This window comes from Bradyrhizobium sp. NBAIM18, from assembly GCF_020193825.1.
GTDB classification, from domain to species: domain Bacteria; phylum Pseudomonadota; class Alphaproteobacteria; order Rhizobiales; family Xanthobacteraceae; genus Bradyrhizobium; species Bradyrhizobium yuanmingense.
This window is the reverse complement of sequence record NZ_JADYVO010000016.1, coordinates 19,337-32,726: the sequence shown is the minus strand read 5'-3', so window position 1 is coordinate 32,726 and position 13,390 is coordinate 19,337. Positions and strand designations below refer to the sequence as shown.

The window sequence follows — 13,390 nt, the reverse complement described above, 5'->3', positions numbered from 1 at the left end:
CTCGATGCCAGAGACACTGATCAAGGTCGATCTCACCAAATCGGCCTATGAAAACGACATGGTGCACAACCGCTGGCACCCCGACATCCCGATCGTGGCCTGGGTCAATCCCGGCGACGATTTCATCATCGAGACCTATGACTGGACCGGCGGCTTCATCAAGAACAACGATTCCGCCGACGACGTGCGCGACATCGACCTGTCGATCGTGCACTTCCTCTCCGGCCCGATCGGGGTCAAGGGCGCCGAGCCCGGCGACCTTCTCGTCGTCGACCTGCTCGACGTCGGTCCGCTCAAGGAGAGCCTGTGGGGCTTCAACGGCTTCTTCTCCAAGCAGAACGGCGGCGGCTTCCTCACCGACCATTTCCCGCTGGCGCAGAAGTCGATCTGGGACATCAAGGGTCTCTACACCTCGTCGCGTCACGTGCCCGGCGTCAACTTTGCCGGTCTGATCCATCCCGGCCTGATCGGCTGTCTGCCCGATCCGAAGATGCTGGACACCTGGAACAAGCGCGAGGCCGAGCTGATCTCGACCAACCCGACCCGCGTGCCTGGCCTTGCCAATCCGCCGTTCGCGCCGACCGCCCATGGCGGCCGCGCCAAGGGCGATGTGAAGGCCAAGATCGGCGCCGAGGGTGCGCGCACCGTGCCGCCGCGCGAGCATGGCGGCAATTGCGACATCAAGGATCTCTCGCGCGGCTCGAAGATCTACTTCCCGGTCTACGTGCCCGGCGCGGGCCTTTCGATGGGCGATTTGCACTTCAGCCAGGGCGACGGCGAGATCACCTTCTGCGGTGCCATCGAGATGGCGGGCTGGCTGCACCTGAAGGTCGAGGTGATCAAGGATGGCATGTCGAAATACGGCATCAAGAATCCGATCTTCAAGCCGTCGCCGATCACGCCGAACTACAAGGACTATCTGATCTTCGAGGGCATCTCGGTGGACGAGGCCGGCAAGCAGCACTATCTCGACGTCCACATCGCCTATCGCCAGGCCTGCTTGAATGCGATCGAGTATCTCAAGAAGTTCGGCTATTCCGGCGCCCAGGCCTATTCGATCCTCGGCACCGCGCCGTGCCAGGGCCACATCTCCGGCGTGGTCGACGTGCCCAACGCCTGCGCCACGCTATGGCTGCCGACCGAGATCTTCGACTTCGACGTGATGCCGTCGGCGGCCGGACCCATCAAGCACATCACCGGCGACATTCAGATGCCGATCTCGCCGGACAAGTGACGCCGCGCTCCCTCTCCCCGTTCTCACGGGGAGAGGGTTCGGGGTGAGGGGCTGTCTCCACACGCACGGTGGCAGCGAGTTGTGTTGAGCACAGAAGTGGGATGATGCGATGCCGGTCTACGAATATCTCTGTGACGACTGCGGTCCCTTCAAGGACCTGCGCCCGATGGCGGAATGCGACGATCCGCAGAGCTGCCCACACTGCGAGACGATGGCGCCCCGCGTCATCCTGACGGCGCCGAACTTCTTCTGCATGCCGGCGGAGAAGCGCAAGGCGCACGCCGTCAACGAGCGCAGCACGCACGCACCGCAGACGCTGGCGCAATATAAGGCCTCGCACGGGCCGGGCTGCGGCTGCTGCTCCTCGGGCAAGACCGTGAAGGACAAGAGCGCGGCGGATAGGAAGAAGCCGGCGCGGCTGGTGACCAAGACCAGGAGCGGCGCCAAGGGCTTTCCGACCGCACGCCCCTGGATGATCAGCCACTAACCCACGCCAGCATCAGACAACAGGAGCGCTCCACATGCTTCACGGTGACATCTCCAGCAGCAACGACACGGTCGGCGTCGCGGTGGTCAATTACAAGATGCCCCGCCTGCACACCAAGGCCGAGGTGCTCGACAACGCCCGCAAGATCGCCGACATGATCGTCGGCATGAAGGTCGGGCTGCCCGGCATGGATCTCGTGATCTTCCCGGAATATTCCACGCAAGGCATCATGTACGATGCCAAGGAGATGTACGAGACGGCGTCAATGGTGCCGGGCGAGGAGACCGCGATCTTCGCCGAGGCCTGCCGCAAGGCCAAAGTGTGGGGCGTGTTCTCGCTCACCGGCGAGCGTCACGAGGAGCATCCGCACAAGGCGCCCTACAACACCCTGATCCTGATGAACGACAAGGGCGAGATCGTGCAGAAGTACCGCAAGATCATGCCGTGGGTGCCGATCGAAGGCTGGTATCCCGGCAATTGCACCTATGTCTCCGAGGGTCCCAAGGGCCTCAAGGTCAGCCTGATCATCTGCGACGACGGCAATTATCCGGAGATCTGGCGCGACTGCGCCATGAAGGGCGCGGAGCTGATCGTGCGCTGCCAGGGCTACATGTATCCGGCCAAGGAGCAGCAGGTCATGATCTCAAAGGCCATGGCCTGGGCCAACAACGTCTATGTCGCGGTCGCCAATGCCGCCGGCTTCGACGGTGTCTATTCCTATTTCGGCCACTCCGCGATCATCGGTTTCGACGGCCGCACGCTCGGCGAATGCGGCGAGGAGGATTACGGCATCCAGTACGCGCAGCTGTCGAAGCATCTGATCCGCGACGCGCGCCGCAACGGCCAGTCGCAGAACCATCTCTACAAGCTCGTTCATCGCGGCTACACCGGCATGATCAATTCCGGCGACAGCCCGCGCGGCGTCGCCGCGTGCCCGTATGATTTCTACAAGAACTGGATCAGGGATCCCGAAGGCACGCGCGACATGGTCGAGGCAATGACCCGCGCGACTCCAGGCACCGAGGAATGCCCGATCGACGGCATCCCGAACGGGACGGCGGCCAGCAATTACTGAGCTGTTGCGGCCTGCGTCACCCTCCAGGGGAGGGTAAGAAAGAGCTCTATCGCTTCTGCTCGGTGGGCCTGCGCGGGGGCCGCGGTGGCGCCGGCGTGCCGCTCATCTTGTTGGCGGCCTCGCTGACGTCGAGCAGGGAGCGGCGAATGTCTTCGAGATAGGCCGCCGACTTCTTCTTCATGGTGCCGGCAAGCTCGTGCAGTCCCTGGATCTTCTCGAACAGCTCGTCGGCCTTGCCGTCGACGAAGCCCGGCACCGCGCCCTCGATCTTGGCGGCCGCCTTGTCGAACCCTGCGAAGGCGCTGTCGACCTTGGCCATGACCGAATCGATCTCCGCGCCCTTACTCCTGAGATCGGCGGTGTAAGTCTCGAACGTGTGCAGGCCCTCCTTGATTGCGGGGGCGTTGTTCACGATGGTGCGGTCGACGCTGTGCAGGGTTTCGACGATGGTTTCGGCGTCGCTGAGATCGGCCGTCAGCACCGGGATGCCGTCCGCGTCCAGCGGCACCGGCGGTGCAGAGGGGGCGCCGCCGATGAGTGAGATCGCGGCAATGCCGGTGAGGCCCTGGAACTCGATTCCGGCCACGGTGTCCTTGCGAATCGGCGCGGTGTTGTCGAGCATGACGAGTGCCACGATCCTGCGCGGACTATCCAGCTTGATCGACAGGATCTGGCCGGCGGGCACGCCGTCGAAATTGACCGGCCCGCCACGGCGCAGGCCGCTGGCCGAGCCGCCTTCGAACACCACGCGCAACTGGCTGCGGCTCTGGATCGTGCGCCATTTCTGTACGCCGAGCAGGCCGCCGAACGCCACGGCGATCGCCGCCAGCGTTGCCGTTCCGATCACAAGATTGCTCGCGCGTGCCATGCAGGCTGAGTTTAGGGCCAAAGCGGGATGGTTGGAAGAAGGTCGCGATGGTACGTAGGGCGGGTTAGCGAAGCGTAACCCGTCACGCCTCGCGCGTGAATGCACCGAATTGGTGGATTACGCCACGCACCTCAATGCCCGGCCGCCCGCTTTGCCGCAGCATTGTTCAGCACGATCAGGGCATCGACGGCCACACCCGTCCTGGTGTTGATCAGGAACGGGTTGATGTCGACCGAGGCGATGCGATCGCCCGCATCCGCGATCAGGTTGGACAGCCCGACCAGGGCCTTCACCGCCGAGGCCTCGTGCAAGACCGGCCTGCCGCGATAGCCGCGCATCTTGATGCCGGCCTTGGTGCGGCCGATCAGGAGCTGTGCCTCGGCCTCGTCCAGCGGCGCGCCGGCGAGCGCGACATCCTTCAACAGCTCGATGTCGATGCCGCCGGTGCCGAACAGCACGACCGGGCCCATCTCCGCATCGAGCGAGGCGCCGACCACCAGCTCGAGCTCGGCCTTGACCTGCTGCGCGATCAGGATGCCGTCGAGCTTCGGCTTGCCCTTGAGCTTCGCCACCCGCGCGGTGATGTCGGCGAACGCCTTCTTTACCTCGGCTGCGCTGTTGAGGTTCAGCACCACGCCGCCGATGTCGGACTTATGCAGGATCTCCGCACTGACGAGTTTTGCCACGACCGGAAAACCGATCTGCTTGGCAATCTTGATGGCGTCCGCCGCAGTCTGCGCGATCGCCTCCTTCGAGATCGGGATGCCATAGGCCTTGAGCAGCTTCTTCGAGGCGACCTCGTCGAGCGCAGCACCGGTCGCCGATTTCAACGTCTTCTCCAGCACGGCACGGGCGGCGGGTTTCGAGCTCGAGACGATATCGGGCACCTCCTTGCGCAGCTTCGCATAGGCGAGCAGCGACTTGATCGCGGTCACCGCGCGGTCCATGCCCTGCATCACCGCGAGATGCGGCAGCGAGTTCCGCAAGTCCTTGGTGTATTCGGTGAAGCCGATCGACATCGCGCTGATGTAGATCACCGGCTTGCCCGCCTTGCTGGCCATCTCGTTGACGATGCGCAAGTTGCGCTCGCGCAGCTCGTGCGGCGCCTTCGGCAGCTCGGCATCGACGATGACGATGTCGATATCGGGGTCGTCGATCATCAGCTTGATCGATTTCATGTAGACGGAGGGATCGACCACTGCGGCAAAGCCGGCATCGAGCGGATTGCCGACGATCGAGCCGGGGCCGAGCATCTTCGCCAGCTCCGCGCTGACATGCGGGCTCAGCGGCGTGAAATTCAGGCCTGCGGCATAGAACGCGTCGATCAGCATGCCGCGCTTGCCGCCGGACAGCGTCACAGCGGCGAGCCGGTCGCCTTTCGGAACGGCCGCGTGCACGAAGCACTCGGTGGTCTCGATCAGCTCGTCGAGGCCGCCGACCCGGATCACCCCTTCGCGCGTCGCGATCGCGTCGAACGTCTCGATCGAGCCGGCGAGCGCGCCGGTATGCGCCATCGCCGCGGCGCGGCCGCCTTCGGAGGCGCCGAGCTTGAGGGCGATCACGGGCTTGCTCGCCGCGCGCGCCGCCTTGCAGGCGTCGCGGAAGGCCTTGGTGTTGCGCACGCCCTCGAGGTAGACGACGATCACCTTGATGCTCGGATCCTCGGCGAAATAGCGCATCAGGTCCGGCGTCTCGAGCCCGGCCTCGTTGCCCGTGGTCACCATGTAGCCTACACCGACACCCCGGTCTTCCAGCGTCTGTCGGATCGCCATGACGATCGCGCCGGATTGGCCGGCGATCGCCACCGCGCCCTGTTCCATGGTGACGATGCGATCGTCGATATTGGTGAAGAGCTTTTCGCCGGCGCTCAAATTGCCGAGGCAGTTCGGGCCGGTGACCGCGAGCCCCGTCTCGCGCACCGCAGCCTGCAATTCGGCAGCGAGCTTCTGGCTTTCGTCATCCTGCAGCTCGCTGAAGCCGGAGGTGACGATGGTGGCCGACCGCGCGCCGGCTGCGGCGGCGTCGCGGATCACCTGCACGGCAAAGCGCGCAGGCACCAGCACCAGGACGTGATCGGGCTTCTCCGGAAGACTCGCAAAATCCTTGTAGCAGGGAACGCCCCAGACGGTATCGCGCTTGGCGTTGACCGGATAGAGCCCGCCTTCGAAACCATATTTGATCAGATTGTTCCAGATGCGCTCGGCATAATTGCCGGGCTTGTCGGTCGCGCCCACCAGCACGATGTTGTGCGGGTGCAGCATTGCGTGGATGCCCTTGACGATGTCGCTGGCATCGGGCGGCGGAGACCATGGACGTGATGCGGGCGCAGCAGACACACGGGCTTCCATGGCGTGACCTCACCTGTTGTTCTTATTGGTGTCGCGTCACTCTGTTCTATGGCGAGTCCTTTGGCAACTGTGTGGCTGGGTATGCCGTGTGGTGGAATGAAGCGCGCACCGGTGCGTGTCAGTCCGATCGGCGATCTAGCCGTCGGCGCCAATCAATGTCGCATGCACGATGTAGCGCTCGGGTCCGGATGTGACGGCATCGAATGGCCAGCAGGTCGCGAGAACAAGCTCGAAACCCTGTGCCATGGGATCGATGCCGGATGCATCGAAGCGAACCACGGCCGAGGAATCCGCGCGATAGCGAAAGTGTCGACCGTCACTGCGCGTGACATCGATGACGTCGCCAATGGCAACATCCTTCAGGAAGCGGAAATGAGTGTCGCGATGGGCGGCATAGACGGCGATCCCGCGTTCGCCCGCATCAGCCGTGTGCTGGATATGACCGGGCCCGAAAGCGAGCGCTTGCCCGCTCGCGCCTTCCAGCACGATGGCGCTCGCGCCGATCCGCTTCACCTCGATCCGCGCGACCGGCCAGGTGTCGGCCCAGGACCAGGGCTTCACCGCCTGTCCCGTGGCAATGCTCCGGTCGAAGGCCCGCTCCAGCAGCATCTGCGCCAGCCACGCCTTGGCGTGGATATAGGCGCCGTCGCCGAACAGGATGAGGCCGACAAGCGCGAGAGCCACAGGAGAGATGAAGCGGGGCATTGTGTTTCGTCTCCCGTCATTGCGAGCCACCGGGTCCGCGCGAAGCGCGGCCCGATGACAGGCTCCGCGAAGCAATCCAGACTGTCTCCGCGGCGGCAGTCTGGATTGCTTCGTCGCTTCGCTCCTCGCAATGACCGTGAAAAAAAACGCGCGCGGCCGTTTGCAGGGGACGGGCAGCCGCGCGCGCTAACAGAGGAGTTCGGGGAGCTCCTCTCTCAAGCGGCGTCGGTGAGCAAGGTCCGACGCCGGTTGAACACGAACAGGATCAGGGCGAGCACGATCAGGATGAAGCCTGCGATCATCTTCAGCTCGGCCGAGGTCGCGGTCTTGGGCAGGCGGATCGCATCGGGCGCAGCAGGCATAGGCCGTCGCGTTGCCGGCTGATTGCGCGCATCGGCATGGCGCTCGTGCAGCTGCGTCGGCGTCAGATGCGGCCGCTCGCCGAACACCTTCTCGAAATCCCAGCCCGCGGGCAGGTTGATCGGCAGCTCGCTGAGCTTGAGCGGTTCGCCTTCGGGACGGCTTGGCGTCTTGTCGACCGCGACGAGGCTGGTCAGCCGCGTGACGATCTGATGGTCGAGCGCGAGCGCCAGGATCGCCTTGTCGGAGGCCTCGGGTGTCATCTCGCGCAGGGTGCGCGCCACCTCCGCATCGGCGATCTTGCGCCTGGCCCAGAGCTTTGACAGGCCCATGCCTTCGGCCGCGTTTTGCAGCGGCAGCGTCACCGACCATGGGCGGTCGCCGACGCGGCCCTTGATCTCGAGCGAGCCTGCGAGCTTGTCGAGCCTCGCCGCCAGCACCAGGGGCTCGTCGCGATAGACGTCAGGAATGATCGCCGGGGTGACGTCGGCATTGGCTTCGGAAAACCTTGCGGTGAGGCCGGTCACGGCCGGATTCTCCAGCTTGGCGAACAGGCCGCGCATGCGCTCCTCCACTTGCTCGGTGGAGCCGATATGGGTGAAGGCGCCGCGGCCGAGCTCGGCGGCACGGGTCATCAGATAGGTGTTGGGCGCCGACCCGATGCCGACCATGAACACGCGCGAGCGGCCGCGCATCGTCGTGATCGCATCGAACAATTGCTGCTCGTTGCCGATCGCGCCGTCGGTCAGGAACACGACCTGGCGGACCATGCCGGTGTCGCCGAGCCTGTCGGCCAGTGCCGCGCGCATCGCCGGCACCATCTCAGTGCCGCCGCGCGCCTGCAAGGCGCCGACGAAGGAGGTCGCCTCGCCGATATGGGCGGCATCGGCCGGCACGGCGGCCGGAAACAGCATGTCCATGGTGTCGTCGAAGCGGATCACGTTGAAGCGGTCATTCGGCTGCAGGCGTCCGAGGGCGTAGAGCAGGCTCGCCTTCGCCTGCACGATGGACGTGCCGCCCATCGAACCGGAATTGTCGATCACGAACACGACCTCGCGCGGCAGCGGCTTCTGCGCCGCCTGCTCGGCGCTCGGCGGGGTGACGAAGGCGAGCAGGTAATCGGCATCGCCGATGTGCTCGCGGAACAGTCCGACTGACGGCGCTGTCTCGGCAGCCGGCTTCCAGGTCAGCTCGAAATCACGGTCGGCGGGAACGATGCCGTCGGCGAGCGTCACCACGCGCGTCATGTTATCAGGGCTTTCCGTCTTGACGTTGTGATGGTGGCTCTTGACCTCACCGAGCGCGAAGCCGGCCTGCAGGCGTACTGTGATGCTGGTCGGATTGACCGGTGCATTCCTGGCGGGATCGAGCACAGGGGGCGAGATGCGCTCGCGATCCGGCACCGGGTCCGACGTCGCCGCGCCCCAGCCCGAACCATCCTTGCGGAAATCGACGCTCTGGATGATCGGCGCGGGATTGTAGCGCGGCCCGACCACGAGCGGCAAGCGCAACGAATATTCGTTGCCGACTTGACGCACCGGCTCCTGGTACTCGATCTGCACCAGCACGGTTTCGCCGGGACCGATATTGGCGACCGAGTTGGTGAAGATGTTCGGCCGCTCCTGCTCGGTGAGCGCGGCCTTCTGGCCGACGCGGCGCGCCTCCTCGTAGATCACGCGCGCCTGCTGCCGTTCCTTGATGTCGCCGATGATGACGCGGTCGCCGACCACCATCTTCAGCGTGTCGACGGCGCCGCCGGCCGCGAGCGGATAGACGTAGGTGGCTTCCACCCAATCCTTGGTCGGATTGCGGAAGACTTGCGTGACGCGGGCGCGCAAGGTCGGGCCCGACACCGTGATGTCGACATCAGTCCCGAGACGGATCGCCTCCGTGGTAGTGCCGTCCTCCTTCAGCAGCAGGCTGCCCGACCGGGCCTCGCCGGGCTGGAGCAGGTTGGCCTGTTCGGTCGTTGCCGACCAGCTCGCCCCGAAACTCACCAGCAGGGCCAGGAGGGCGACCAGCATCACGGCGATGCCCTGCGCGAGAAGGAACAGTCCGACCTTGATGAGGCGGCTCAACAGCGGGTGGTCGTCGCCGTCGGCCGTGTCGTAGGCGCTCATTTGGCTTGCTCCGAAGCATGTTTGCTGGTCCTCAGCATCCGCCGGCGGGGCGGCGTTTCGCGAGCAGAATGATCGGCAATGTTCCGCCGCGGCCGGCCCCCGCTCGTTTCGACCGGGGCGATCATGTGCGGTTTTGTGCTGTTTTGTCCGCCCTGCTACAGTGACCGGCCTGGAGCAGGGCTGACGATGCAGACGCAGGACAAACTCACCGACAAGCAGCTTTCGGACGAGCAGAGCCGCGAGATCGCCGAGACCATCCGCGAGGAGCTCGCCCGGCGCCGGATGTCCCGGCAGGCGCTGGCCGAGCAGGCCAAGCTCAGCCTGTCGACGCTGGAGAAGGTGCTCGGCGGCCGGCGGCCGTTCACGCTGGCGACGACCGTCCGGCTGGAGCAGGCGCTCGGCGTCTCCTTGCGCAAGAGCGTCATCGTGGCGACGCCGCCGGCCGCAAACGACGTCGCGCCCGACAGCCTCGGCTCCTATGCCCACCGCGCGGTGACCTGGCTCGAGGACGTCTACATTACCCTGCGGCCGTCGTTCGGCGACAAGGACGCGATCTTCGCCTATCGCACCGAGATCGCCTGGGAGCCGAAACTCTCCTCGCTGGTCTTCCGCGAAGGCGAGCGGACCGATGCCGCCTACGAGCATACCGGCGAGGTCGCCGTTCCGCATCAGTCCGGCTTCATCTACCTCGTCATCATCAAGCACGGCCAGCACCGCGTGATCACGGTGTCGCGGCCGACGGTATCAGGCGAGATGTACGGCATCATCTCGACGCTGCGCGCCGGGCCCGGCTCCCAGCTCACGCCAATTGCCGCGCCGATCGCCTATGTGCCGCTCAGGAATATCCCAAAACCTTCCTTGGGCCGGGTTGCGCCCGAGGATCCCAACCACGCCTTGTATCGAAAGCACTTGCGCCGCACGGTGGAAGAGCCGTTCGCGTTGTTTCTGACGCTGTGACCCCAGGATAAGACGTCCACGCTCGAAGCGTCCGCGCCAATCAGCCACTCCGCGCAAGTGAGCGGCCGAGGTTCGAGCCATGGTGGCTGAGACGAAACCGTTCGAGGCAAGTCTCGCGATGAAGAGCCCGTTCTATACCGCCGAGCACGACGCGTTTCGCGACGTGATGCGGCGCTTCGTCGAGAAGGAGATCACGCCCTTCGCCCATGACTGGGACGAAGCCGGCGAATTCCCGCGCACGCTCTATCGCAAGGCGGCCGAAATTGGCCTCTTGGGACTTGGATTCCCGGAAGAATATGGCGGCATCGCCGCCGACCAGTTCATGAAGATCGTCGCGAGCCAGGAGCTTGCGCGCGCCGGCGCAGGTGGCGTCAGCGCCAGCCTGATGAGCCACACGATCGGCTCTCCCCCGATCGCGCGGGCCGCACGGGCCGAGGTGAAGGCGCGCGTGCTGCCGCAGGTGCTGGCAGGCGAGAAGATCTCCGCACTCGCGATCACCGAACCGGGCGGCGGCTCCGACGTTGCCAATTTGCGCACCCGCGCGCGGCGCGACGGCGATCATTACGTCGTGGACGGAGAGAAGACCTTCATTACCTCAGGCATGCGTGCCGATTATCTGACCGTTGCGGTGCGGACCGGCGGCGAGGGCGCCGGCGGCGTCAGCCTGCTCCTGATCGAAGGCGACACGCCCGGCCTGTCCAGGACCAAGCTGAAGAAGATGGGCTGGTGGGCCTCCGATACCGCGACGCTGCATTTCGACGCCTGCCGCGTGCCCGCCGAGAACCTGATCGGCGAGGAGGGCCAGGGCTTCAAGATCATTATGCAGAACTTCAACAGCGAGCGCATGGGCATGGCCGCGAGCTGCACCGCCTTCGCCCGCGTCTGCCTCGACGAGGCCATCGCCTACGCCCGGGAACGCCAGACCTTCGGCAAGCCGCTCGCGCAGCACCAGGTCATCCGCCACAAGATCGTCGACATGGCGCAGAAGGTCGCGGCATCGCAAGCGATGCTGGAGATGTTGGCCTGGCGGCTCGAGCAGGGCGAGAGCCCGGTCGCCGAGATCTGCATGATGAAGAACCAGGCGACGCAGACCATGGCGTTCTGCGCCTCGGAAGCCGTGCAGATCTTCGGCGGCGCCGGCTTCATGCGCGGCATCAAGGCCGAGCGCATCTACCGCGAGGTCAAGGTCAACGCGATCGGCGGCGGCACCGAGGAGATCATGAAGGATCTGGCGTCGCGGCAGATGGGTCTTTGAACGCTCTCTCCTCGCGTCATTCCGGGGCGCGAGCGAAGCGGAGCGAGCCCGGAATCCATACTCACGATCGTGGTTATGGATTCCGGGCCCGCGCCAAGGGGCGCGTCCCGGAATGACGAGGCTGAGAGAGAATGTTATTCACCGCCGACCACGACGACATCCGCCGCTCCTTACAAAAATTCATCGCGGGCGAGATCAATCCTCACGTCGACGCGTGGGAAAAGGCCGACATCTTCCCGGCGCACGAGCTGTTCAAGAAGATGGGCAGCCTCGGCTTCCTCGGCCTGAACAAGCCGGTCGAATTCGGCGGCTCGGGCCTCGACTATTCCTACGCGCTGATGATGGCCGAGGAGCTGGGCGCCATCACCTGCGGCGGCGTGCCGATGGCGATCGGGGTGCAGACCGACATGGCGACGCCCGCGCTGGCGCGCTTCGGCTCGGACGAGGTGCGGCGCGAATTCCTGGCGCCCTCGATCTCCGGCGACTACGTCGCCTGCATCGGCGTCTCCGAGCCGGGCGCCGGCTCCGACGTCGCCTCGATCAAGACGAGTGCGCGCTCCGACGGCGACGACTACGTCATCAATGGCGGCAAGATGTGGATCACCAACGGCACCCAGGCCGACTGGATCTGCTTGCTCGCCAACACCGGCGACGGCCCCGTTCACCGCAACAAGTCGCTGATCTGCGTCCCCATGAAGAGCAAGGGGGTCACGATCGCGCGCAAGCTGGACAAGATGGGGATGCGCTCCTCCGACACGGCGCAAATCTTCTTCGACAATGTCCGCGTGCCCAAGCGCAACCGGATCGGCGAGGAAGGCCAGGGTTTTACCTACCAGATGATCCAGTTCCAGGAGGAGCGGCTCTGGGGCGCGGCCGCCTGTCTGAAGGCGCACGAATACATCATCGACCAGACCATCGAATACACCCGCAACCGCAAAGCCTTCGGCAAGTCGATCCTCGACAACCAGGTCGTGCATTTCAAGCTCGCGGAGATGCAGACCGAGGTCGAGCTCCTGCGCGCGCTGATCTATCGCGCGGGCGAACAGCTGGTCGCCGGCGAGGATGTGACGCGGCTTGCGACCATGGCCAAGCTGAAGGCCGGCCGGTTGGGGCGCGAGCTCACCGACGCTTGCTTGCAATATTGGGGCGGAATGGGCTTTACCAACGAGACGCCGGTCAGCCGCGCCTATCGCGACAGCCGCCTGACCTCGATCGGCGGCGGCGCCGACGAGGTCATGCTGATGGTGCTGTGCAAGATGATGGGCACGTTGCCCGGCAGCAAAGGAAACGCCTGATGATCACGCTGTATCATTGCGACGCCGCACGCTCGTTCCGTCCGCTCTGGATGCTGGAGGAGATGGGGCTGCCCTATGAATTGAAGATGTTGCCGTTCCCGCCGCGCGTCTTCGCCAAGGACTATCTCGCGCTCAATCCGCTCGGCACCATTCCCTTCATGATCGACGGCGAGACCAGGATGACGGAATCCTCCGGCATCTGCCATTACCTCGGCATCAAATACGGCCCGACGCCGTTGATGGTCGGTCCTGAGGATCCCGCCTACGGCACGTTCTTGAACTGGATGTACTTCAGCGACGCCACGTTAACCTTCCCGCAAACGCTGGTGCTGAGATACACCCAGCTCGAGCCGGAGGAGCGCCGCAACCCGCAGGTCGCCACCGATTACGCGAAATGGTTTCTGGGGAGACTGCGCGCCGTTGAGGCAGCGACCGCGAATGCCGAAACATTGTGCGCGGGCCGCTTCACCGCCGCCGACATCGTCATCGGTTACGCGCTTCGGCTCGCGAGCAATATCGGGCTTGCCAAGGATTTTGGGTCAAACGTGGCAGCCTATTGGGCACGCCTGCAGCAGCGCGAGGGTTTCAAGCGCGCGGTTGCTGCGGAGCAAAAGGCCGGGCAAGAGCAGAATGTCACGCCGAGGGTGAGGGCGTAAGGTCCAGGCTGTCATTCCCGGCGATGCGCA

Annotated in this window: 11 protein-coding genes; 7 read left to right on the top strand and 4 right to left on the bottom strand. The window is 65.0% G+C overall.

The annotated features are described in order from the left end of the window. Nucleotides 1-4: 4 nt before the first annotated feature. The 3 genes from fmdA to I6F17_RS27480 all read left to right on the top strand — a co-directional run bounded on the left by fmdA (nucleotide 5) and on the right by I6F17_RS27480 (nucleotide 2,796). Nucleotides 5-1,234, top strand: coding sequence for a formamidase (fmdA, locus tag I6F17_RS27490; protein ID WP_028133835.1), 1,230 nt, complete (start codon nucleotides 5-7; stop codon nucleotides 1,232-1,234). A 109-nt stretch (nucleotides 1,235-1,343) separates the two neighbouring features. Further along, a complete protein-coding gene (locus tag I6F17_RS27485; protein WP_225126285.1) occupies nucleotides 1,344-1,721 on the top strand; it encodes a zinc ribbon domain-containing protein in 378 nt (125 codons plus the stop codon). A 34-nt stretch (nucleotides 1,722-1,755) separates the two neighbouring features. Next, nucleotides 1,756-2,796: an aliphatic amidase gene (locus I6F17_RS27480; RefSeq protein WP_225126287.1), complete on the top strand. Its 1,041-nt coding sequence runs from the start codon at nucleotides 1,756-1,758 to the stop codon at nucleotides 2,794-2,796. A 46-nt stretch (nucleotides 2,797-2,842) separates the two neighbouring features. Here the strand turns inward: I6F17_RS27480 and I6F17_RS27475 are convergent, their stop codons facing one another. The 4 genes from I6F17_RS27475 to I6F17_RS27460 all read right to left on the bottom strand — a co-directional run bounded on the left by I6F17_RS27475 (nucleotide 2,843) and on the right by I6F17_RS27460 (nucleotide 9,197). Beyond that, a complete protein-coding gene (locus I6F17_RS27475) occupies nucleotides 2,843-3,664 on the bottom strand; it encodes an MlaD family protein (RefSeq protein ID WP_225126289.1) in 822 nt (273 codons plus the stop codon). Between the two features lie 131 nt (nucleotides 3,665-3,795). Then, nucleotides 3,796-6,012, bottom strand: a complete 2,217-nt coding sequence (locus I6F17_RS27470) for an acetate--CoA ligase family protein (RefSeq protein ID WP_225126290.1) — start codon at nucleotides 6,010-6,012, stop codon at nucleotides 3,796-3,798. 135 nt (nucleotides 6,013-6,147) lie between these two features. Next, entirely contained in the window at nucleotides 6,148-6,717 is a 570-nt protein-coding gene (locus I6F17_RS27465) for a class GN sortase (RefSeq protein ID WP_225126292.1), read from the bottom strand. A gap of 215 nt (nucleotides 6,718-6,932) precedes the next feature. Next, complete coding sequence (locus I6F17_RS27460; RefSeq protein WP_225126294.1) at nucleotides 6,933-9,197, bottom strand: marine proteobacterial sortase target protein; 2,265 nt, start codon at nucleotides 9,195-9,197, stop codon at nucleotides 6,933-6,935. 186 nt (nucleotides 9,198-9,383) lie between these two features. On the opposite strand from I6F17_RS27460, the gene I6F17_RS27455 reads away from it, so the two are divergent. The 4 genes from I6F17_RS27455 to I6F17_RS27440 all read left to right on the top strand — a co-directional run bounded on the left by I6F17_RS27455 (nucleotide 9,384) and on the right by I6F17_RS27440 (nucleotide 13,360). Beyond that, nucleotides 9,384-10,154, top strand: a complete 771-nt coding sequence (locus tag I6F17_RS27455) for a helix-turn-helix transcriptional regulator (RefSeq protein ID WP_225126296.1) — start codon at nucleotides 9,384-9,386, stop codon at nucleotides 10,152-10,154. Between the two features lie 118 nt (nucleotides 10,155-10,272). Next, on the top strand, nucleotides 10,273-11,409 hold the full coding sequence (locus I6F17_RS27450; protein ID WP_225126329.1) for an acyl-CoA dehydrogenase family protein: 1,137 nt from the start codon (nucleotides 10,273-10,275) through the stop codon (nucleotides 11,407-11,409). Between the two features lie 131 nt (nucleotides 11,410-11,540). After that, nucleotides 11,541-12,704 (top strand): acyl-CoA dehydrogenase family protein, encoded by a 1,164-nt coding sequence (locus I6F17_RS27445; RefSeq protein WP_225126298.1) that lies wholly within the window; start codon nucleotides 11,541-11,543, stop codon nucleotides 12,702-12,704. Beyond that, nucleotides 12,704-13,360: a glutathione S-transferase family protein gene (locus tag I6F17_RS27440; RefSeq protein WP_225126300.1), complete on the top strand. Its 657-nt coding sequence runs from the start codon at nucleotides 12,704-12,706 to the stop codon at nucleotides 13,358-13,360. The genes I6F17_RS27445 and I6F17_RS27440 overlap by 1 nt, the downstream gene beginning before the upstream one ends. The last annotated feature ends 30 nt before the right edge of the window (nucleotides 13,361-13,390 follow it).